Source organism: Shewanella corallii (assembly GCF_023349125.1).
Classification (GTDB): Bacteria; Pseudomonadota; Gammaproteobacteria; order Enterobacterales; family Shewanellaceae; genus Shewanella; species Shewanella corallii.
Genome location: NZ_JAKIKT010000002.1, coordinates 559,351 through 580,707, shown reverse-complemented (window position 1 = coordinate 580,707; position 21,357 = coordinate 559,351). Strand labels below are relative to the sequence as shown.

Genomic DNA, 21,357 nt, shown 5'->3' with positions numbered 1-21,357 from the left:
AAATATGCTATTGTTTGGTAATTATCATATATATTTTAGCTATGCAGCACCATATGGCGAATCCGTCCTTATTGTTGACCACTGCTGGTGGAGGGATGTTGCTCAGAACGCTTTGTAGCCTTGAAATCCAGCTCAATTATCTGGTTATAAAGTCTTTTGACTGGTGGCTCGAATAGTAGAAGCATGGATTTAATGGCTTGTGATGACAATGTAAATGATGGTAAATTTTCTCAATTAAATAATATAAATGATATTTAATTCCTGTGTAGAGGATATTCAAGCTGAATGTCTACTGTCACCAGAACCAAGATAATGAGAGAGGAACCATGAGAATAACAGGTACTCTGCACTGGATAATGTTCGGCCTGTTGGTCAATACCGCTGCTGCAGCTCAGCCCCCCAAAACAGACGATAACAAACCCAATGTTTTGGTGGTGATGGCAGATGATATGGGGTTTGGTCATGTGGCCATGAATCTGGATCTCGCGCGCGAGGCCAGTTACAACCCCCAAAACCTGAAGCGTGACAGTGCCCGATATGCGCCTGAGCAGGCCAGAGCCTTCGCGCAAAAAGCCACTCCCACTTTGACTCAGTTGGCGGCCGAGGGGGTGCGTTTTACCAATGCCTATGTACCCAGCCCTCTTTGTGGTCCAAGCCGGGCTGCACTGATGACAGGACGCTATCCTGCCCGTTTTGGTATCTATAACAATGCCGATGTGAAGGCGGCGGGTTTGCCTGTGTCTGAAACCGTGTTGGCAAAAGAGTTTCGCAATGCAGGGTACAGGACTGGAGCTATTGGTAAATGGCACTTGAGTAAGGGCGAGGGCAAGGCGAAAAAGCAGTTGGCCCAACACCCATTGGACCGCGGCTTTGACTACTTCTTTGGTTTTGACCGCTCCGGTACGCCCTATTATGGGTCTGAGATTCTGGAGCAAAACAGGACTCCGGCCAAAGCTCAGGGCTATCTGACAGATCAACTCACAGACAAGGCCATCAGTTTCATTAACCAGAGCGATGATGACCCCTTCTTTTTGTATCTTGCCTACAATGCTGTCCATGGCCCTTTAAGAGAGCCCGCTCCAGAACAGTATCAGAAGCAGTTTCAAAGTGGTGACAAGCATCTGGATATCTTTTATGCCTATCTGTATGCACTGGATCAGGGCGTTGCCCGGGTGATGCAGACCCTCGAGGACAAGGGGCAGCTGGATAACACCATCATTATGTTCCTCAGTGACAATGGTGCCCCAGGTGGTAAGCCTTTCCCATTACCTGCCAATGCGCCTTTTACCGGTTATAAAGGCCAGGTATGGCAGGGAGGAACACGGGTGCCGGTTGTGATTTGGGGACCTGACTCTTTAATAAAGGGAGGTCGGGTTGAAGAGGCGGTTATCTCTTCTATGGATCTCCTGCCTACCGGACTGGCCGCAACGGGCAGCCAACTCCCTGATAATCTGGATGGACAAAATCTGCTGCCGGGGCTGCAGGCGGGTAACCTTGAGGGGCGAAACCTGTATTGGGCCAGTCAGGTATCCCATCACTGGGGATTCATCCGGGGTAAGAAGGGCAAGAAGATTGATGATAAAGCCACTGCAGAACCAGCCTGGGCGGTGCGCAGTGATAACTGGATGCTGAGGTACTGGGCCGACAGTGACAAGCTCGAGCTGTTTGATATGAGTACTGACCATGCCGAGCGCAAGGACCTGGCCGCCAAACATCCGCGAGTGGTGAAGTCACTATCCCGGGACTATGCTGCCTGGTTCAATACCTTGGCTAAACCTGCAGGGTGGGATCAGCAGTATTGGCGAAAGTTGGCGGTAGAGGAGTAGGGGATGATTTGTGTACGCATATGTCTGCTAGGGTTCCTGCTACTGCTCATGCCACTGTTGATGTCCGTGTCGGCAGATGAGCAGCGCCCGCCCAATATTCTGTTTCTGCTGGTGGATGACCTGGGGTGGATGGACCTTGGCGTTTATGGCAGTCAGTATTATGAGACGCCCAATATAGATGCACTGGCACAGCAAAGTCGTTTCTATACCCAGGCATATGCGTCGTCACCTGTGTGTTCACCAACCCGGGCAGCTTTGGTGACGGGCAAGCACCCCAGCAAACTCAAAATCACCACCCACTTTCCCGGACACAGGGCTGAAAGCCCAAGACTGCAGGAGCCCTGGAAAACGGATCACCTTGCGCTCGAGGAGTTTACTCTGGCTGAATCCCTGAAGGAGCAGGGGTATCACACCTTTTTTGCCGGTAAGTGGCACCTTGGGGGTGAGGGGAAACTGCCGACGGACCAGGGGTTCGATATCAATATAGGTGGCTTTAACAAGGGCTCTCCCAGAGGGGGATATTATGACCCCTATAAAAATCCCAATCTGCCCAACCTTAAACCCGGTCAGCATTTAACTGAGCGCCTGACCGAGGAGACGCTGGCCTTCATTGAAGCGCCCAGAGAAAAGCCTTTCTTTGCTATGCTCTCCTACTATGCGGTGCACACGCCTTTGGAGCCCGGACCACAGCGATATCAGGACTTTCTCGATAAGTCCGGCAAAGTGGGTAATGGTAAAGCCTATTTGTTGGATGAACTTAATCAAAGCCGTACTCAGATGAATCAGGTGGATGCCAAATATGCTTCCATGATTTGGGCGGTTGACCGCTCTGTGGGGCGGCTACTGAATAAGCTGAATGAGCTGGGCCTGGCCGATAACACTGTGATTGTACTGACATCTGACAATGGTGGTTTTTCCACCCGCAAGCAAGGAGACTCGAGAGTCACAGCCACGGCAAATTTGCCGTTGCGACTGGGTAAAGGCTGGGTTTATGAGGGCGGTATTCGTATCCCATTAATGATAAGAATGCCTGCTCAAGCTGAGCAACAGGTATTTGATACTGTCACTTCATCAACGGATCTTTATCCAACCCTGGCTTCCCTTGCCGGTGCACAGATACCTGAGGGGGTAGACGGCACCAATCTGTTTACTCTGGACAAAGATGCTAGGCAGGCGCAACAAAGAACTCTGGTTTGGCATCACCCTCACTACCATGGCAGTGGCAACACTCCCAGCGCCGCGATTCGACGTGGTGACTGGAAGCTGCTGGAGTTTTATGAAGACGGCAGGTTTGAGCTGTATAACCTGGCCCGGGACATTGCTGAGCAAAATAACCAGGCATCTTCCAACCCTGAGGTGCGCGACAGCCTGCGACAAAGCTTGCGAAACTGGTACCGGGACAATGAGATTGAGCCGGTGAAACCTTTGGCTGAATAGGCTTTCAGTAACGCAGCCTGTCTTTAAATCTATTGGGAGATTTTGCCTGAGGGATAAAATCTCCCCTTATGATTGTTTCTCCGCCCCGGATCGGGGAAAATACCCGCCAAATTCGATTCACCTCCCGGTTTCGCGATGCAAGCCAGCGGGAAACCGCTCCGGATGCTTTAGCAAGACGCATACTCCGGCAGATTTATAGAAGATATTCACAGATGTCTAATTCACTGCAGCAAGAAGTCGGCAAACGCCGAACTTTCGCTATTATTTCGCACCCGGACGCCGGTAAAACCACCATCACTGAAAAGGTGCTGTTGCACGGTCGTCAAATCCAGACTGCGGGTACCGTAAAGGGCCGTGGTTCCAACCAGCATGCCAAGTCTGACTGGATGGAGATGGAGAAAGAGCGTGGTATTTCGGTTACTACCTCTGTTATGCAGTTTCCTTACAACGATTGTCTGGTGAACCTGCTGGATACTCCGGGTCACGAAGACTTCTCGGAAGATACCTACCGTACGCTGACCGCTGTTGACTCCTGCCTGATGGTGATCGATGCGGCCAAGGGTGTGGAAGACCGTACCCGCAAGCTGATGGAAGTTACCCGGCTGCGCGATACGCCAATCGTGACCTTTATGAACAAGCTTGATCGTGATATCCGCGACCCGATGGAGCTTCTGGATGAGGTCGAGACTGAGCTAAACATGATGTGCGCGCCAATCAGCTGGCCTATCGGCTGTGGCAAGTCTTTCAAGGGCGTGTACCACATTCATCGTGATGAGACCATTCTGTATCAGACCGGTCATGGTCATACCATTCAGGATGTTCGCATCATTAAAGGTCTGGACAACCCAGAGCTGGACGAAGCGGTAGGCAGCGACCTGGCGGAAACCCTGCGTGAAGAGATGGAGCTGGTGGTTGGCGCTTCCAACGAGTTTGACCTGGAGCTGTTCCTGGCCGGTGAGTTGACGCCTGTATTCTTCGGTACTGCACTGGGTAACTTTGGTGTCGACCATATGCTGGATGGACTGACTGAGTGGGCGCCTGCGCCTATGCCACGTGAAACCAGTGATCGCACCGTTGAAGCGGGCGATGAGAAGTTTTCCGGCTTTGTGTTCAAGATCCAGGCGAACATGGATCCCAAGCACCGTGACCGTATTGCCTTTATGCGTATCGTTTCTGGTAAGTACACTCAGGGCATGAAGATGAAGCATGTTCGTCTGGGTAAAATGGTCAGCATTTCCGATGCAGTGACCTTTATGGCCGGTGACCGTGAACGTGCTCAGGAAGCCTTTGCAGGTGACATTATTGGTCTGCATAACCACGGCACCATCCAGATTGGTGATACCTTTACCCAGGGTGAAGACCTCAAGTTTACCGGTATCCCCAACTTTGCCCCTGAGATGTTCCGCCGTATTCGTTTGAAGGACCCGCTGAAGCAGAAGCAGTTGCTGAAAGGTCTGGTGCAGTTGTCGGAGGAAGGTGCGGTACAGGTATTCCGTCCGCTGGATTCCAATGACCTGATTGTGGGCGCTGTTGGTGTGCTGCAGTTTGAAGTGGTTGTGGCTCGTCTGAAGTCTGAATATAACGTTGAAGCTATCTATGAAGCGATTAACGTAGCAACAGCCCGTTGGGTATACAGCAAGGATGAGCGTAAGCTGGAAGAGTTCCGTCGCAAGTGCTCTACCAACCTGGCGCTGGATGGTGGTGACAGTCTGACTTATATCGCCCCAACCATGGTTAACCTGAACCTATCTGCCGAACGTTACCCAGACATAGAGTTCGCCAAGACCCGCGAGCATTAATCTCGTAATCTTCATGATAAAAAGGCAGCTCAGGCTGCCTTTTTGCTATTCTGTGATTCATCCGGAAATAGCAGTGTGGCTGCGGAGACGATATGAACTGGTTAAGGAAAGCCTGGGCGAAATACTGTGATTGGTGCGACAGCATGGGTTTGACGCCTGAGTCCAAAAGGTGTTGTGCGCCTGTGTTGCATGATCCTGAGCTTAAACACGTAAACGGCGAGAAACCAGAGCTAAGTGCACACTTGCTTGAGGATGGAAAGCGGAATGCTGATTGATACCCATGCCCATTTGGACTTTGCTGAGTTCGACAATGACAGAGAACAACTGCTGGCACAGATGGCAGATGTCGGTATTAAGGGGGCGATATTGCCCGCAGTTTCTTTGGACAATTGGTCCAGAGTGCAGCAGCTGTCCCACCGATATGGACTTTTCTACGGCTTGGGTGTGCACCCATGGTGGATGGATGCAGAGAATCTGCCAATCCATATACAAGCACTGCAGCAGGCTTTAAATGAAGCGTCGACAGACACACGTTTGGTGGCAATTGGCGAAACCGGTTTGGATGGCTTGAAAGGGCCGGAATTGGCTGTCCAACTTGAGTACTTAACACAACATCTGGCGCTGGCCCGGGAGTTTGACCTGCCGCTGATATTGCACTGTGTTAAAGCCACGGAGCCTTTACTGCGAACGATTAAGCAATTTCCGGGCGTTCGGGGTGTGATTCATGGCTTTGGTGGCGGTCTGGAATTGGCCAGACAGTTTGCAGATAAGGGCTTTAAGATAGGGGTTGGCGGACTGGTGTTAAATCCCAATGCCAAAAAACTGCGCCATTGTGTTACAAATCTGCCGCTGGAGTTGTTGCTTCCGGAAACCGATTCTCCTGCTATGGCTCCCAAAGGTGTGACCCGGAATACCCCACTTACCCTGTTGCAGGTTGTTGAAGAAATCGCCAGACTGAGAGAGTGTTGTGTTGTCTCGCTGAAAGAACAATTGGCTGGCAATGTCACTCAACTATTTGAGGTTTAGCTGAATTTGCCTGAACAGTAAAATATCCTATTGTTCTGTATAGGTTAATTTTTGAAATTAAACTTCAAAAATCCCGCCAAAATAGCGATTTTCCCCGCCTGTTTCGATATAATCCAGCTCGGAAATAGGTTGGTTAACAACATAAACAATAAATGTTAACAGAAGGGTGATGGTAAATGAATATTCTTATGAGCTTGGTCGGCATTGCCGTGTTGCTCGCCATTGGTTATGCACTTTCCAATAACCGTAAGGCGGTCAACGTCCGTACCGTAGGTGGTGCTCTGGCAATCCAGGCAGCTTTCGGTGGTTTCGTACTATATGTTCCTGTCGGTAAAGATATTCTGAAGTCTGTTTCTGACGCTGTGTCGTCGGTAATTGGTTACGCTCAGAATGGTATTAACTTTTTGTTCGGTGATTTGGCTCAATTTAAATTGGGCTTTATTTTTGCCGTAAATGTGCTCCCTGTTATTGTCTTTTTCTCCTCGCTGATCGCCGTGCTCTACTACCTTGGCGTCATGCAGTGGGTTATCCGTATTATCGGTGGTGCTCTGCAGGCAGCTCTGGGGACTTCCCGTACTGAGTCAATGTCTGCGACTGCCAACATCTTTGTTGGTCAGACTGAAGCCCCTCTGGTTGTTCGTCCATTTATTCCAACCATGACCCAGTCTGAACTGTTTGCCATCATGGTGGGTGGTCTGGCGTCTATCGCCGGTTCCGTACTGGCGGGTTATGCGCAGATGGGTGTACCTATTGAGTATCTGGTTGCGGCTTCCTTTATGGCGGCTCCGGGTGGTCTGTTGATGGCCAAGTTGATGCACCCTCAAACCGAGGAAACCATCAATGAAATGAAGGACCTGCCTGAAGATGCTGATAAACCTGCCAACGTGTTGGATGCAGCTGCTGCCGGTGCGTCATCCGGTATGCACCTGGCTCTGAACGTAGGTGCTATGTTGCTGGCTTTCGTAGGCTTGATTGCCATGATTAACGGTATCCTGGGCGGTATCGGTGGTTGGTTCGATTTCCCACAACTGAGCCTTGAGCTGATCCTGGGCTACATCTTTATGCCTCTGGCCTTCCTGATCGGTGTACCCTGGCAAGAAGCCATGGTTGCAGGCTCCTTTATCGGTCAGAAGATTGTTGTTAACGAGTTCGTGGCCTACCTGAACTTTGCGCCTTACATCAACGACGCGGCTCAGGCTTGTACCGCGGTAGCTGCAGATGTGACTAAAGGCCTGCCTTTGTGTGTGGAAGGCACTGGTGCGGCCATGAGCGCCCGTACTCAGGCGATCATCTCCTTCGCACTGTGTGGTTTTGCTAACCTGTCATCTATTGCGATTCTGCTGGGTGGTCTGGGTGCTATGGCGCCTAACCGTCGTCATGATCTGGCCAAGCTGGGTATCCGTGCGGTAATTGCAGGCTCTCTGGCTAACCTGATGAGTGCGACTATCGCCGGTCTGTTCCTGGCACTGTAATGTAAGTACCTCTGAACCGGGCTATTCGGCCCGGTTTTTTTATATATCTCCATCTTTGGAGCTTTCAGCGGCAAGTTTCAGCCAATAACAAGAACAATAAGTAGCCGGGAAGTTGCGCGCCCATGTTGGGTTTCAGCATGGTTGCAACTTTACTGATATATGGATTAACGGTTTGTTCACATCTGCGAATTTAGTGTTTGCGATTTGCGTCTAAATGGGTAAAATGCGGGCGCAAAATAACACGCTGCTAAATAAGCAGAACACCTACACCAATGGGGTTGATGATGAAAGCTGTAAAAACTCTGGCTCTGACCACTGCCTTGACTGCCGGTATGACCGGTGTGGCAAGCGCTGCTGACTACTCTGACGACATCCACAAGAATGATTTTTCCTGGATGCAGTTCAACTACATGTACGCGCTGAACGAGAAGCCAGACTTCTCTCCACGTAGCGGTCATGACTACCTGGAAATGGAATTCGGCGGCCGTAGCGGTATCTTCCACCTGTACGGTTATGTAGACGTGTTTAACCCATCTGAGCGTGATTCCAGCGATAAGTCTGGCAGCCCTAAGATGTTCATGAAGTTCTCTCCTCGCATTTCTCTGGACGCATTGACTGGTCAGGATCTGTCTTTCGGCCCGGTTAAAGAAGTTTACATTGCTACTCAGTTTAACTGGGGCGGCGGTCGTACTGCTGAACTGTTTGTTACCGACAACAACGGCGACAATGTTATCGACCCAGAAACTGGCAAGCCTTACTCTGTAGAAGTTGATGATGTGAACAACTCTTTCTGGGGTATCGGTGCTGACGTTGAAGTACCTTGGCTGGGCACTACAGGTATGAACCTGTACGCTTTGTATGACCTGAATGCCAAGGACTGGAACGGTTACCAGTTCTCTGCCAACTGGTTCAAGCCTCTGCACAACTTCGACAACGGTTCTTTCGTGTCTTTCCAGGGTTATGTTGATTGGCAGTTCGGTGCTGATCCGGTTTATGCACCTACCGCTCAGGTTAAATCTGCAAGCGGCGGCGCAGCGTTCCTGGGTCTGTTCTGGCACTCTGAGCAGTTTGCTCTGGGTTACGGTCTGAAGGCTTATAAAGACGTTTACCTGTTGACTGATGATGGTGCTACCGGCGCAGAATCTACCGGTGTTAGCCACTACTTCTCTGCTTCTTACAAGTTCTAAGTTGCAGTCTGTGAAGCCGCCATTTGGCGGCTTCTTTGCAGGCACAGAATGTGATCTGCAGGCTTAAACTTTAGTTAAGCATGGTTTATATTGATAGAGCTCGTTTAAGTAAGGTTTATGATTCCCCTCGCGCTAAAAAGGATTTTTCGCGGAATGGCTGGAACGCTCGCTTTTGCTTTTAGTTCCCCCCTTCCGGTCTTCATGGATTCAAGTCGTGATACTCGTTATCAAATTTGAATACTATTGTCAGTTGTTGAACACCTGGCATCGCTTGAAGGCTCGGCCAAAAAAATAACGCTAATTCAGCTGCTTTCAGGCGTGTGTCAGACAAAATTTTTACTCATTTGATTTATGCTTTGGAGAGCAACTATGAGCGATTTGAAAAAAGCCGCCCAACAAGCCATTGCGCTGATGGATCTGACTACCCTGAATGATGATGATACCGATCAGAAGGTCATCGAATTGTGCCATAAGGCATTGACTCCAGCAGGTCACACCGCAGCTATCTGTATTTACCCACGTTTTATTCCTATCGCCCGTAAGACTCTGATGGAGTTGGGTGCTGAAGATATCAAGATCGCCACAGTTACCAACTTCCCGCACGGTAACGATGATATTGCTATTGCGGTACTGGAAACCCGTGCAGCCGTTGCTTATGGTGCCGATGAAGTTGACGTAGTGTTCCCATACCGTGCACTGATGGATGGCAACGAAACGGTAGGCTTTGAGCTGGTTAAAGCCTGTAAAGAAGAGTGTGGTGATGACGTACTGCTGAAAGTGATCATCGAATCCGGTGAGCTGAAAGACCCTGCGTTGATCCGTCGTGCGTCTGAAATCTCAATCGATGCAGGTGCTGACTTCATCAAGACCTCTACCGGTAAAGTGCCTGTAAACGCCACTCTGGAAGCCGCTGAAATCATGCTGAGTGTGATCAAAGAGAAAAACACTCAGGTTGGCTTCAAGCCTGCTGGTGGCGTACGCGATGCCGCTGCTGCTGCTGAGTTCCTGGGCGCTGCCGAGCGTATCCTGGGCAGCGACTGGGTAAGCCCACGTACCTATCGTTTTGGCGCATCCAGTCTGTTGGCTGCACTGCTGCACACTTTGGAGCTGAGCGACGCCCCTGCCCAGACTCAGGGCTACTAATAGCATTTTGAATCCGTACGTTCGGAGCCTGCTTTGCGGGCTCTGAATGACTGTGTTGGTTTGAACCATTCGGTGTACAGTTTTCCGGAGGCTATGGATGTTTTTGGCACAGGAAATTATTCGCAAGAAACGCAATGGTGAGGCGCTGAGTCGCCAGGAGATTGAGTTTTTTGTAAAAGGCATTACCGACCACAGCGTATCCGAAGGGCAAATTGCTGCTCTGGGTATGACTGTATTTTTCAACGACATGAATATGGATGAGCGTATTGCGCTGACCACCGCCATGCGGGACTCAGGCACTGTGCTCAACTGGGACTCTCTGGGCCTTAACGGTCCGGTAGTCGACAAACACAGCACGGGCGGTGTGGGTGATGTGACCAGCCTGATGCTTGGTCCCATGATTGCTGCCTGTGGTGGCTATGTACCTATGATTTCGGGCCGTGGCCTGGGTCATACCGGTGGAACTCTGGATAAGTTTGACGCCATTCCCGGTTATCAGACTGAGCCTGACAGTGAAACCTTCCGCAAAGTAGTGAAAGAGGTTGGGGTCGCCATTATTGGTCAAACCGGCGATCTGGTCCCTGCTGATAAACGTTTTTACTCTATCCGCGACAATACCGCCACCGTTGAGTCTATCTCCCTGATTACCGCATCTATCCTGTCCAAGAAACTGGCTGCAGGTCTGGATGCACTGGCGATGGATGTCAAAGTGGGCAGTGGCGCCTTTATGCCAACTTATGAGGCATCTGAGGAACTGGCACGCAGTATTACTGCCGTCGCCAATGGCGCAGGAACCAAAACCACGGCGCTGCTGACAGATATGAATCAGGTCCTGGCGTCCTGTGCCGGTAACGCTTTGGAAGTGCGGGAAGCGGTTAACTTTCTGACCGGCGCATACCGTAACCCACGACTCTATGAAGTCACGATGGCGCTTTGCAGTGAAATGCTGGTGTTGGGCGGATTGGCTGCCGATGAGGCCGACGCCACCGCTAAATTGAATGCGGTATTGGATAATGGTGCCGCAGCAGAGCGTTTTGGCCGTATGGTTTCCGGCTTGGGTGGACCAGCCGATTTTGTGGAAGCGTTTGACAAGTATCTGCCTCAGGCTAAGATTATCCGCCCTGTGTACGCCGATGCCATGGGATTTGCCCACAGTATGGACACCCGTGGTTTGGGTCTGGCTGTTGTCACCCTGGGTGGCGGCCGTCGCAAGCCCGGTGATGCACTGGATTATAGTGTTGGACTGTCCCAGGTATGTGCACTGGGAGACAGAATCGATCAAGACAAGCCTTTGGCTGTGGTCCATGCCCAGTCAGAGGATGACTTTGCTGCTGCGGCCAACGCGGTTAAGCAAGCAATTACTGTGGCAGACTCTGCACCTGAGCAGTATCCACAGGTCTATCGCAAGATCCGTGCTGCGGATCTGTAAGAGGAAGTTAGATGAAACGTACCATTATTCTGATGCTGGACTCTTTCGGTATCGGTGCTTCGGCAGACGCTGCCCAATTCGGTGATGTTGGTGCTGACACCTTTGGTGCTATTGCCCGCATGTGTGCCGAAGGCAAAGCCAATGACGGTCGTGAAGGCACGTTGAACCTGCCTAACCTGAGCAAGCTGGGCCTGGCAATGGCCGCCAAAGAGAGTACCGGTGAGTATGCTGCAGGCTTCGGTGATACTGAAGTCGTTGGTGCCTATGGTTACGCAGCTGAGCTGAGTTCAGGCAAGGATACTCCAAGTGGCCACTGGGAAATGGCTGGCGTGCCAGTGCTGTTTGATTGGGGTTACTTCTCTGACAAGCAAAACTCTTTCCCTAAGGAACTGACTGACAAGATCCTTGCCCGCGCTGGTCTGGAAGAGTATCTGGGCAACTGCCACGCTTCCGGTACTGCGATTCTGGAAGAGCTGGGCGAAGAGCATATGCGTTCCGGTAAGCCGATTTTCTACACCTCCGCGGATTCAGTATTCCAGATTGCCTGCCATGAAGAGAGCTTTGGTCTGGAGAAGCTGTACCGTTTGTGTGAAATCGCCCGTGAGGAGTTGGAGCCATACAATATCGGCCGTGTTATTGCCCGTCCGTTTGTCGGTACCAAGGCTGATGATTTCGCCCGTACCGGTAACCGCCGTGATTACGCGGTAGAGCCACCATCAAAGACAGTGCTGGATAAACTGAAAGCGGCTGGTGGTGAAGTGGTTTCCGTAGGTAAGATCTCCGATATTTATGCCCACTGTGGTATCACCAAAAAGGTGAAGGCTTCAGGTCTGGATGAACTGTTCGATGCGACTCTGGAACAGATCAAGCAGGCTGGCGATAACACTATAGTGTTTACCAACTTTGTGGATTTTGACTCTCACTATGGTCACCGTCGCGATGTTGCCGGTTATGCCCGTGCACTGGAGTATTTTGACTCCCGCCTGCCTGAACTGCTGGCGCTCTTGAGTGACGATGACCTGCTGTTGCTGACAGCTGACCATGGTTGCGACCCAACCTGGCCGGGCAGCGACCACACCCGTGAGCATGTGCCGGTACTGGCGCTGGGCGCCGGTCTGAAACCAGGCTCTCTGGGTAAGCGCAACAGTTTTGCAGATATCGGCCAGTCCATTGCCAGCTACTTCAAGCTGGAGCCAATGGAATACGGCGAATCATTTCTTTAATGAATACAAAAAGCCGGCGTTAAGGCGCCGGCCATAATGACAACCAATACAGGGGTTATTTAGATGGCTACACCACATATCAACGCCAACGATGGCGCTTTTGCTGAAACAGTACTGTTCCCTGGCGACCCACTGCGTGCCAAGTACATTGCTGAGACTTTCCTGGAAAATGTTGAGCAGGTTACCGATGTACGTAACATGCTGGGCTTTACCGGTACCTACAAAGGCAAACGCATTTCTGTAATGGGTTCTGGTATGGGTATTCCTTCATGCTCTATCTATGCGACTGAGCTGATCAAAGACTACGGCGTGAAGAACCTGATCCGTGTGGGTACCTGTGGTGCTATCAGCACTGACGTAAAAGTACGTGACGTGATCATCGGTATGGGTGCTTGTACTGATTCTCAGGTTAACCGTATCCGCTTCCAGAACCAGGACTTCGCTGCTATTGCCAGCTATGACCTGCTGTCTGCTGTAGTCGATGCAGCCAAAGCTCGTGGTACTCAGGTACGTGTAGGTAACGTATTCTCTGCTGACCTGTTCTACACGCCAAACCCAAGCATGTTCGACACCATGGAGAAGATGGGTGTTCTGGGCGTAGAAATGGAAGCTGCCGGTCTTTACGGCGTTGCTCATGAGTACGGAGCCCGTGCTCTGTGTGTAGTAACTGTTTCCGACCATATCCGCACCGGCGAAGCGACCACTTCTGATGAGCGTCAGACCACTTTCAACGAAATGATTGAAATGACTCTGGACGCTGCAATTACTCTGTAATTGTTGTTCGCTTCAAAAAAGCCCCGCAATGCGGGGCTTTTTTTATTCTGACTCTTTAAGCTCTTCGGTACTGTCTTCAGAGCTACTGGCTGAATTCTTTATTCGTTTGGCCCGGGCTTTACGTCGGTCAAGCTCTGCTCGCTTAAATGAGAAAGTGCGGGACAACAGGAAACCAATCAGACCGGCAATCACCAGCATCACCTGCTGCTGCTCCATATTCAGCTGATGGGCAGTCTTGATTTCATTAAAGAAGAGTTTGGGGGCCAGATACACTTCCACATAGCCCAGATTGGTATCATCCTGATAGACGGCTTCAACATAGGGAGGGTAGGGCAATAGGAGCTGCTCCAGCTCTTCTGAACCAGGCTCCAGTTCCAGCTCAGACAGGCTTTGAGCAAATGAAAGGCGTTGCCCATCCGCGCTGAAGATGGTTGCCGCCATCACCTTGGGGTCTTCCACCAGAGCTTCTGTCAGCCACTGCAGTTGTTCATCATTTTGCAGTTGCAACGCGGGGGCGGCACTGTAGGCCGTTTGTTGCACCATCAAACGGGCCATCTTTTCAGTTTGCGACTCCAGCAGCGCCTGTCCTTGCAGCAGTGAGGTTTGCCACAGCTGAACCAGTGCGGCTATCAGAGCCAGCGCCACTGCCAGTTGCAGAATACGGGTGAACTTGTGACTTTTTTTCAGGCCGCTTAGAAAAAACACAGGTATTCCATGAAAAGATTTTGCTTGTATTACGCCATGATAAATGATTCTTTGGGCATCTTGTATAAATTAATAGGCTTCTCACAATAGCCCGAGAGATAGACTTGAGTATGGACACCTCTGCTCCCCTGCCTGACTGGTTCAATCAAATCCAACACGCTTCAGCAGACCACTCTGCGCTGCATCATGAAACCTCCGCCAGCGAGTTCCCCTACCGATACAGATTGATATGGGATCCCGCTGCCGACACCGAGGCGGTTTGCCAATGGTTGTCAAAGGCAGGGCAAGAGATAAGCCTGTGCCCGCTGCTGAGGCAAAACAGCCTGGCTGGCATTGAACTGGGCTGTCAGTCGCCTGTTCCACGCCCCGGCGTCCTGAGTGATAGAATTGAGTGGTTGGACGTATGCAATACTCTCCCTTCTTTGTCTGGACCGGGATTGCTGGTGATGGATATGGACTCAACAGCTATCGAAATTGAGTGCATTGATGAGCTTGCCAAAATGGCTGGTAAGGGCGATGAGGTGGCTGAGGTTACTGAGCGTGCTATGCAGGGTGAGCTGGACTTTGAGCAGAGCCTGAGACAAAGAGTGGCGGCGCTGAAAGATGCAGATGAGAGCATTATCAATGCGTTGTGTCAGGAGTTGCCTCTGATGCCCGGTCTTGAAGTTATGGTGAAGGAACTGCAGTCCCACGGGTGGCAAATTGCTCTGGCATCCGGTGGCTTTACCCCCTTTGTGAACTACCTGAGAGACAAGCTGTCTCTTACTGCGGCCTTCGCCAATGAGTTGGTGGTGGATGATGGCAAGCTAACCGGCGACGTGACTGGCACTGTAGTCGATGCTCAATACAAAGCGTCCGTTCTTTCCCGGCTTGGAGTAGAGTTTGCCATACCTCACCGTCAACAGGTGGCGATTGGCGATGGTGCCAACGACATTCCCATGATTCAGGCTGCCGCTCTGGGAATTGCTTTTCACGCCAAGCCTAAGCTGAAAGCTGAAGCCTGCGCTTCCATTGATAATCTGGATCTTAGGGTGCTGCCATACCTATTGGCATTGAAAGACTGAGTTAGAGTAAACACTCTTGAGATTGGAAGCCCGGCACTGTAGGGTGATGTTCACCTGCTTTTTACATTTATGCTTGTGGCTTCCATGATTCAGCAATCACATTTTCTGCCCTACCGGGATGGTCAATTACATCTCAGGCAGGTGTCTCCTTCCGAAGCAAATCAGGACCTGCCTCCTGTCCTTATGCTTCATGGTGCCATGTCCAATGGCAAGGTGTTTTATAGCAAATCAGGGAAGGGCTTGGCAGGATTTCTGGCTAAAGCCGGATTCAACGTATATGTGCTGGATACCGCTGGGCGGGGTCTGAGTACTCCCAGGTTAAGTCGCGGATTTGAACTGGGGCAGGGAGAGGTGATTCGGGAGCAGCTGCCGCTGGTACAGTCGTTTATTCTGGCGAAACATCCGGGTAAACAAGTGCATTGGTGTTCCCATTCCTGGGGGGGAGTTTTAATGACCAGCTGCCTGATACGTTTTGCCGACGTTAGAGAGAGTGTTGCCTCCCTGCTGACGTTTGGCACCAAACGAGCCATTAAATCCCGCTCATTGAAGAAATGGTTGATGGTTGATTTGGTCTGGAATCGTGTAGCTCCTGCACTGGCCAGAAGAGAAGGTTATCTGGCAGCGGATAAATGGCGAATGGGGATGGACAATGAAAGTCGTGCCTCTTTGCAGCAGAGCATTCATTGGGTCAGCGGAGAGTGGCTGGATGCTGATGATAACTTTGACTATGGTGCCGCGGCCAAAGAGATCCATTGGCCACCGAGCTGGTTTATTGCGGGTAAGAATGACACTGTGCTGGGTAATCCTGCGGATATCCAGCGAACCATTGCTGAATGTGGTATCTCAGAGGCGAAGTATACCCTGCTGAGTCGGGCCAATGGTTATCGGCATGACTATGATCATGCCGGTATGCTGACCCATATGGATGCTGAGTCAGACCATTTCCCGGAAGTGTTGGACTGGTATCTATCCCAGTCCATTGAAGCGATAAAGGGGTGAGGCTTACCCTTTATTGGCGATTTGTCCATGTAGTTCCGGGAAGCGCATTTGCACTTCCATGGTGATGTCCAGTAACTCGCCAACACCAATCAGATGCCACATCATGTTTTCCACCTTTTTGGCTTTGTGTGGTGCCTGTACAGTGATGTAGTCCATCTCTTTGCGAATATAGTACATATCCGGCTTGGCAGCCGCGCCAATATAAAGTCTCAGGGCGCGGAATTGACCATTACGCTGGCACCTTTGAATCATTGCCAACTGCTCATCTCTGTCTGCAAGCTCATCCAAAGGATAGCAATAGAGCTCCACCTGACCTCTGGGTTGACGGGCTATTTCAATAAATACTTCAAAGGTCTTCAGGCCGTCTGTCGGGCGGCTTTCTCTGATACTGCTCATCACCCACTGTTTGAATCTCTCTTCTCCAAACAAGGGCGTCAGATCGAACTCAAGGTGTTTGCCACTGCTGGCGGCAAACATATCTGTCAGCTCATTGGCGGCAGGTCCAATTCCAAGTGCACTGAGCTTGCCGGACTTAGCCGTCTTTTCGACAAACAGGGGGACGGAGGAGAGCTTACGCATCAGCAGGTTTTTCATGCCGTCAGCGAGCTCTTTTATCTCGCTGTTATTTTCCGTTAACTGCTCCAGTTTGTCGGCATTGTGTTTGATCAGGCGTCTGATAAATTCAACGCCTACGTGAATATCATGGCCTATTTCGGCGGCGAGGTGGATAGTGACGCCATTTTTACGGGTACGAACTATCCGGTAAGGGAGATTGGACAGGTTAACTTTGCCTGCCAACGGCTGCAGTTTAGGGAAAGCCAGGATGACAGTGGATTTTTCATCAAACTCCACCGGGTGATCCATGGTCAGTTGCATCCCCTTGCCGGAAATATTCTGTGTTACCGCGTGGCAGGTTTTATCTCCTTGAGTCAGAGTGACCAGGGTTTTAAAGGCAAATCTGGCTTCACCTCTGCGTTCATTGAATTGCAGTGACACCAACTGAGCCTGATGGCTGCGCACCTTACGCTGGGCAAATATTTTCAGCTGATTGACATCCTGATCATTAAACCAGGCTTTATAATGGCCTGCGGCTGCGGACTGAGTGCAATCTATCAGTTCAAGTACATGAGATATCCTGGATAACTTGTGCTCCGTCATCTCTGAGTACTCTCTGTCATCCATAGGCATGGAGGCATTACGGTAAGGCTGATTGTGGTCTACTTTTTGGCAGCCTATTCTGAAAATCCGCCATCCATTCTTTTTAGCCCCAAACCCAAGAAACAAAGGCAGCAGTTTCTTGGCTTTCAGCTCAGCCAAAGTCGCAGAATAGAAGTGGATACAGCCTTTGACAGTATGAGTGAAGCTGAAAAACAGCCTGTGCGCCGGATTCTTGGGTTCAGTGATGATTCTGCGAAGGCGGGTAGGCGTCAGCATGGAGGTCATCTGGCCTTTATCATTCTCATCAAAGAAGTAGTTCACCAGAGCATGGTTGTCCTGGCTGAGCAACATATGGCTGATAAAGGGCTCGTTGTGCTTATTTCCCACGTAGAGTGGTAAGTGGGGTAGTCTGGGCAGATACTGTCGCTCAAGCCCCATGGCAATGGCCGACTGATAAATATCATTGATATCCAGTTTGTACTTTTGCCGGTAACTTGAGATGAAACTGTCGAGCAGGTTAGTGAGGTTTGCCGAAGTATCAACCCGCTTCAACCTCAGTACTGCAGTGTTATCATCCGTATCCTCTGAGCTGATAATCTCATAATCCATGCCTCTGGCCAGCTCATCAAACAGATGTTCTTCATCAATGTAATGCAGTTTGATATGGACTGGCTTGCTCATGTCGATTCGGTTGGCAGGGGAGAGTTTCACCCTGGCACCATTGACTGATAGGTCCAGAGTGTTACCTTGCAGTTCCGGCCCGTTAAGTTGACTGGCGGAAATTTTAACTGCCATGGTCAGGCGAACTTCATTGCGATTACAATAGTTGCCCATAATGATGCCCGGCACCAGTAAGGAGTTCTCCTCTTCCTTCGGGACGTCATTTTCTTTGGCTTTCTGGTCATTTTGTTTTTGGCGCCGGGTCTTGAAACTCTCTATGACCTCTTCATAGACACCTACTGTGTACTCTCCCTGATACAGGGCGAGACTTGACTCGAAAATCTCTTTGGAAGGGGCGTCGAGGAAATGTGCCTGCTCGCCTTGTTGAAATTCCTGGCAGGGCAGGTCACTGCGATCCCTCAGGTCAATGGTTCGGGTGCAAGGAGCTGAAATGCGATTCAGTTCCATCTTGATAAGAAACCGTGTGGAAGTGGACTCGTCTGCAGTCAAATGATCGAACGCCTCCTGAAAGTGCTCTTCTTTCAGCAGGGGTTTGAGTTGCTCTATAAGTTGGGTTTGCAGCTCGATACTCATGTTCACTTCTTTTTGGTTTTAGTTTGAATGCCGGTAATCACCTGTTAATGTCGGCGGGTAACCCGGTTACTTTATTAAAGTTTATACGAAAATTTATTAAAATCATGGCGAAAAATAAAACGGCTTTTGTCTGTAACGAGTGCGGCCAGGACTTTCCCCGTTGGCAGGGACAGTGCAGTGCCTGTAAAGAATGGAATACCATCACTGAGGTTCGGTTGGGCAGCGCCACTCCAGCCAGAGGCAATAGCTTCAGCGGCTATGCCGGTTCCAGTGGCAGTGAAGTACAGACCCTGGATCAGATTGACCTGAATGAATTACCGAGACTCAGCAGCTCGTTTAAGGAGTTTGACCGTGTTCTGGGCGGCGGGATCGTGCCCGGTTCGGCCATTTTGATCGGTGGTCATCCAGGTGCAGGTAAAAGTACCTTGCTGCTTCAAACACTTTGCCAACTGGCCGAAACTCTGCCGGCTCTGTATGTCACCGGCGAAGAGTCGCTGCAACAGGTTGCCATGCGTGCCCATCGCCTGGGCCTGCCAACGGCCAGGTTGCGCATGTTGTCGGAAACCAGCGTTGAGCAGTTGTGTGATGTCGCGTTGAAAGAAAAGCCCAAGGTCATGGTAGTCGACTCGATTCAGGTGATGCATATGAGTGATGTGCAGTCGTCTCCAGGCAGTGTCTCTCAGGTGCGGGAATCTGCCTCCTATCTGACGCGATTCGCCAAGCAGCATGGTATTGCAGTGATTATGGTTGGCCATGTGACTAAAGATGGTAGCCTGGCCGGCCCCAAGGTATTGGAACACTGTATCGACTGCTCCGTGATGTTTGAGGGTGACAGTGACAGTCGCTACCGAACCTTGAGGGCGCACAAAAACCGCTTTGGCGCCATCAATGAGTTGGGCGTGTTTGCCATGACTGAACGTGGTCTGCGTGAGGTTGCCAACCCCTCGGCGATATTCCTGTCCCGTGGTAGTGAAGCGGCTTCAGGCTCTCTGGTGATGGTGATTTGGGAGGGAACCCGCCCCATGTTGGTGGAGTTGCAGGCGTTGGTAGACAGCTCAGCCCTGGCCAATCCAAGACGAATCGCTGTGGGGATGGATGCTAACCGACTGGCGATGTTGCTGGCGGTTATGCACAGACATGGTGGTTTACAGATGTCTGATCAGGATGTGTTCGTTAATGTGGTGGGCGGCGTTAAGGTGACAGAGACCAGTGCTGATTTAACGCTGTTGATGGCCATGGTGTCCAGTTTTCGCAACCGGGTACTGCCTCAGGATATGGTGGTGTTTGGTGAGGTGGGGTTAAGTGGAGAAATACGTCCTGTACCCAATGGTCAGGAGCGTTTGTTTGAGGCCGCTAAACACGGTTTTAAGCGGGCGATAGTGCCTAAGGCCAACGTCCCCAAAAAGAGCCCTGAAGGTATGCAGGTCATAGGTGTAAACAAGCTAACCGAAGCTCTGGATGCCCTGACCGACCTGGACTGAATGACTCAATAGCGGGAGCCTGCGCGCTCGGCCACAAAGTGGTCGAGCTCTCTGTCCAGTAAGGAGGCGTCCCCCTTATTGAGCGTGAGCATGCGTCTTAAGTGACTGATGCTTTCCACATCTATGTGCAGACATTTGAATCCCACAGTCTCTTCATCCATGTGCTTCAGCTGCATCTCAATATCGATTTCAATCTGCGAGTCCGGCAGGTAAAAGCTCAAAAAAACGGAATAACCACAGGGGGAGTAATCCGCTGGCCGTTCAACCAGCGCACCATTTAAGCTCAGATCCAATATCCGCGTATCCCAGACACCGTTCTTCTGACGCAGTTCCGCTGGTGCCTCGAACAGTATCCGTGTGTAGTGTCGCCTTTCAGTCATCCAGATTTCTCTTCTGCATCAACTTGTTTGTTAATTAAGCATATCTCATCGCTGCCAAGGTGCAAAAATATGCCTGTCCTCATCTGCTTTTTAAGCGCATTTTGACTCAGAAGAGGGCATTTTTCGGAGATTGAATTTCTACAGCACTTTTCATCTTTAAACTAAATTTAAACAAAAACACCGTGAAATTATGAATAGTTATGAATAAAATTGCTGAAAAGCACTGATAAACAGCAGAAAAATATGTACAATATTCTTATCTTTGATACTGACTGTATGCTGCTGCCCAAGTTGGAAAAACACCTGGAGCCTAACAGATATCGCCTTATTGGCGTGACGGATTCAGAACAACTTTGGTATGAGTTCAACAGACAGCATGTGGATTTGGTATTACTCGATGTGAACCAACCCAGTGCCGAAGGACTGCATATCACCCGGGAGCTCAGGGCGAGATCGAATGTTGGCATAGTGCTCATCAGCGATAGAGCTGAACCTATAGACAGAATTATAGGCTTGGAGATGGGAGCGGACGATTATATCGGTAAGCCCTATGAGCTGAGGGAGTTGCAGGTTCGGCTGCGTAACTTGATGTGGCGTATTGCTCTGGTGCGTAAAGCAGAGTCTGCTGCAGCCCAGCAGCATATCCGCCAGGATAACCTGATCCAGTTTGAAGATTATGAACTTGAGCTAAACAGCCGCAAGTTACGTAAAGGCACAGACCTTATCAAGCTGACCAAGGCAGAGTTTGAGTTGTTGGTGGTATTTGCGCTGCATCCTCAACAGGTGCTCACCAGAGAGCGGTTAATGCAGCAAACCAGTCATCGTAATCAGGACGTCAATGACAGAACCATAGACGTGATTATCCGCAGGTTGAGAAACAAGATGTCCACCGATCTGTTTGTTACTGTACATGGTGAAGGGTATCTGTTTTCGGCATCACCACAGGATTAATACCAGAACAGATAATGAGTCAGGCTTTGGGAAAACTGTTCCTGTGAGC

Annotated in this window: 18 protein-coding genes; 15 read left to right on the top strand and 3 right to left on the bottom strand. The window is 50.5% G+C overall.

All coding sequences use genetic code 11. From position 1 onward, the window contains the following. Positions 1-326: 326 nt before the first annotated feature. The 11 genes from L2725_RS07840 to deoD all read left to right on the top strand — a co-directional run bounded on the left by L2725_RS07840 (position 327) and on the right by deoD (position 13,316). Complete coding sequence (locus L2725_RS07840; RefSeq protein WP_249248427.1) at positions 327-1,826, top strand: sulfatase-like hydrolase/transferase; 1,500 nt, start codon at positions 327-329, stop codon at positions 1,824-1,826. Positions 1,827-1,829: 3 nt separating this feature from the next. Next, entirely contained in the window at positions 1,830-3,263 is a 1,434-nt protein-coding gene (locus tag L2725_RS07835; protein WP_249248426.1) for a sulfatase, read from the top strand. 212 nt (positions 3,264-3,475) lie between these two features. Continuing rightward, positions 3,476-5,062, top strand: coding sequence for a peptide chain release factor 3 (gene prfC / locus L2725_RS07830; RefSeq protein ID WP_248935308.1), 1,587 nt, complete (start codon positions 3,476-3,478; stop codon positions 5,060-5,062). 92 nt (positions 5,063-5,154) lie between these two features. Continuing rightward, positions 5,155-5,337 carry a DUF5363 family protein gene (locus L2725_RS07825; RefSeq protein WP_283164227.1) on the top strand — a complete coding sequence of 61 codons (183 nt, stop codon included), beginning with the start codon at positions 5,155-5,157 and terminating at the stop codon, positions 5,335-5,337. Continuing rightward, complete coding sequence (locus tag L2725_RS07820; RefSeq protein WP_249248425.1) at positions 5,327-6,088, top strand: TatD family hydrolase; 762 nt, start codon at positions 5,327-5,329, stop codon at positions 6,086-6,088. Before L2725_RS07825 ends, L2725_RS07820 begins: the two co-directional genes overlap by 11 nt. A 176-nt stretch (positions 6,089-6,264) precedes the next feature. After that, complete coding sequence (locus L2725_RS07815) at positions 6,265-7,560, top strand: NupC/NupG family nucleoside CNT transporter (RefSeq protein ID WP_249248424.1); 1,296 nt, start codon at positions 6,265-6,267, stop codon at positions 7,558-7,560. A gap of 284 nt (positions 7,561-7,844) precedes the next feature. Next, the gene (locus L2725_RS07810; RefSeq protein WP_115136075.1) at positions 7,845-8,747 is read left to right on the top strand and encodes a nucleoside-specific channel-forming Tsx family protein; all 903 of its coding nucleotides are present in this window, start codon (positions 7,845-7,847) and stop codon (positions 8,745-8,747) included. Between the two features lie 369 nt (positions 8,748-9,116). Further along, positions 9,117-9,890 (top strand): deoxyribose-phosphate aldolase, encoded by a 774-nt coding sequence (gene deoC, locus L2725_RS07805; protein WP_249248423.1) that lies wholly within the window; start codon positions 9,117-9,119, stop codon positions 9,888-9,890. A gap of 97 nt (positions 9,891-9,987) precedes the next feature. Continuing rightward, a complete protein-coding gene (gene deoA / locus L2725_RS07800; RefSeq protein WP_249248422.1) occupies positions 9,988-11,319 on the top strand; it encodes a thymidine phosphorylase in 1,332 nt (443 codons plus the stop codon). A gap of 11 nt (positions 11,320-11,330) precedes the next feature. Further along, on the top strand, positions 11,331-12,542 hold the full coding sequence (locus L2725_RS07795) for a phosphopentomutase (RefSeq protein ID WP_249248420.1): 1,212 nt from the start codon (positions 11,331-11,333) through the stop codon (positions 12,540-12,542). 63 nt (positions 12,543-12,605) lie between these two features. After that, the gene (gene deoD, locus L2725_RS07790) at positions 12,606-13,316 is read left to right on the top strand and encodes a purine-nucleoside phosphorylase (RefSeq protein ID WP_115136071.1); all 711 of its coding nucleotides are present in this window, start codon (positions 12,606-12,608) and stop codon (positions 13,314-13,316) included. A gap of 42 nt (positions 13,317-13,358) precedes the next feature. Here the strand turns inward: deoD and L2725_RS07785 are convergent, their stop codons facing one another. Then, positions 13,359-14,021, bottom strand: a complete 663-nt coding sequence (locus tag L2725_RS07785) for an AhpA/YtjB family protein (protein WP_249248419.1) — start codon at positions 14,019-14,021, stop codon at positions 13,359-13,361. A 110-nt stretch (positions 14,022-14,131) separates the two neighbouring features. On the opposite strand from L2725_RS07785, the gene serB reads away from it, so the two are divergent. After that, positions 14,132-15,085 (top strand): phosphoserine phosphatase SerB, encoded by a 954-nt coding sequence (gene serB, locus L2725_RS07780; protein ID WP_249248418.1) that lies wholly within the window; start codon positions 14,132-14,134, stop codon positions 15,083-15,085. An 84-nt stretch (positions 15,086-15,169) separates the two neighbouring features. Beyond that, on the top strand, positions 15,170-16,084 hold the full coding sequence (locus tag L2725_RS07775) for an alpha/beta fold hydrolase (RefSeq protein ID WP_249248417.1): 915 nt from the start codon (positions 15,170-15,172) through the stop codon (positions 16,082-16,084). A 3-nt stretch (positions 16,085-16,087) separates the two neighbouring features. On the opposite strand, the gene L2725_RS07770 is transcribed toward L2725_RS07775, so the two are convergent. After that, positions 16,088-18,496 carry a PilZ domain-containing protein gene (locus L2725_RS07770; protein ID WP_249248416.1) on the bottom strand — a complete coding sequence of 803 codons (2,409 nt, stop codon included), beginning with the start codon at positions 18,494-18,496 and terminating at the stop codon, positions 16,088-16,090. A 104-nt stretch (positions 18,497-18,600) separates the two neighbouring features. On the opposite strand from L2725_RS07770, the gene radA reads away from it, so the two are divergent. Beyond that, positions 18,601-19,977: a DNA repair protein RadA gene (gene radA / locus L2725_RS07765; RefSeq protein ID WP_249248415.1), complete on the top strand. Its 1,377-nt coding sequence runs from the start codon at positions 18,601-18,603 to the stop codon at positions 19,975-19,977. Positions 19,978-19,982: 5 nt separating this feature from the next. Here radA and L2725_RS07760 read toward each other — a convergent pair whose 3' ends face one another. Further along, on the bottom strand, positions 19,983-20,357 hold the full coding sequence (locus tag L2725_RS07760) for a PilZ domain-containing protein (RefSeq protein ID WP_249248414.1): 375 nt from the start codon (positions 20,355-20,357) through the stop codon (positions 19,983-19,985). Between the two features lie 243 nt (positions 20,358-20,600). On the opposite strand from L2725_RS07760, the gene torR reads away from it, so the two are divergent. Continuing rightward, on the top strand, positions 20,601-21,308 hold the full coding sequence (torR, locus tag L2725_RS07755) for a two-component system response regulator TorR (RefSeq protein WP_249248412.1): 708 nt from the start codon (positions 20,601-20,603) through the stop codon (positions 21,306-21,308). Positions 21,309-21,357: the final 49 nt, after the last annotated feature.

Bases quoted from the DNA above. Each gene is read 5' to 3' on its own strand.
- deoA (WP_249248422.1), top strand. From the start codon at position 9,988: ATGTTTTTGGCACAGGAAATTATTCGCAAGAAACGCAATGGTGAGGCG.
- deoC (WP_249248423.1), top strand. From the start codon at position 9,117: ATGAGCGATTTGAAAAAAGCCGCCCAACAAGCCATTGCGCTGATGGAT.
- L2725_RS07840 (WP_249248427.1), top strand. From the start codon at position 327: ATGAGAATAACAGGTACTCTGCACTGGATAATGTTCGGCCTGTTGGTC.
- L2725_RS07775 (WP_249248417.1), top strand. From the start codon at position 15,170: ATGATTCAGCAATCACATTTTCTGCCCTACCGGGATGGTCAATTACAT.
- prfC (WP_248935308.1), top strand. From the start codon at position 3,476: ATGTCTAATTCACTGCAGCAAGAAGTCGGCAAACGCCGAACTTTCGCT.
- L2725_RS07795 (WP_249248420.1), top strand. From the start codon at position 11,331: ATGAAACGTACCATTATTCTGATGCTGGACTCTTTCGGTATCGGTGCT.
- L2725_RS07770 (WP_249248416.1), bottom strand. From the start codon at position 18,496: ATGAGTATCGAGCTGCAAACCCAACTTATAGAGCAACTCAAACCCCTG.
- L2725_RS07810 (WP_115136075.1), top strand. From the start codon at position 7,845: ATGAAAGCTGTAAAAACTCTGGCTCTGACCACTGCCTTGACTGCCGGT.
- L2725_RS07815 (WP_249248424.1), top strand. From the start codon at position 6,265: ATGAATATTCTTATGAGCTTGGTCGGCATTGCCGTGTTGCTCGCCATT.
- L2725_RS07760 (WP_249248414.1), bottom strand. From the start codon at position 20,357: ATGACTGAAAGGCGACACTACACACGGATACTGTTCGAGGCACCAGCG.
- serB (WP_249248418.1), top strand. From the start codon at position 14,132: ATGGACACCTCTGCTCCCCTGCCTGACTGGTTCAATCAAATCCAACAC.
- L2725_RS07820 (WP_249248425.1), top strand. From the start codon at position 5,327: ATGCTGATTGATACCCATGCCCATTTGGACTTTGCTGAGTTCGACAAT.
- L2725_RS07835 (WP_249248426.1), top strand. From the start codon at position 1,830: ATGATTTGTGTACGCATATGTCTGCTAGGGTTCCTGCTACTGCTCATG.
- deoD (WP_115136071.1), top strand. From the start codon at position 12,606: ATGGCTACACCACATATCAACGCCAACGATGGCGCTTTTGCTGAAACA.
- radA (WP_249248415.1), top strand. From the start codon at position 18,601: ATGGCGAAAAATAAAACGGCTTTTGTCTGTAACGAGTGCGGCCAGGAC.
- torR (WP_249248412.1), top strand. From the start codon at position 20,601: ATGTACAATATTCTTATCTTTGATACTGACTGTATGCTGCTGCCCAAG.
- L2725_RS07825 (WP_283164227.1), top strand. From the start codon at position 5,155: ATGAACTGGTTAAGGAAAGCCTGGGCGAAATACTGTGATTGGTGCGAC.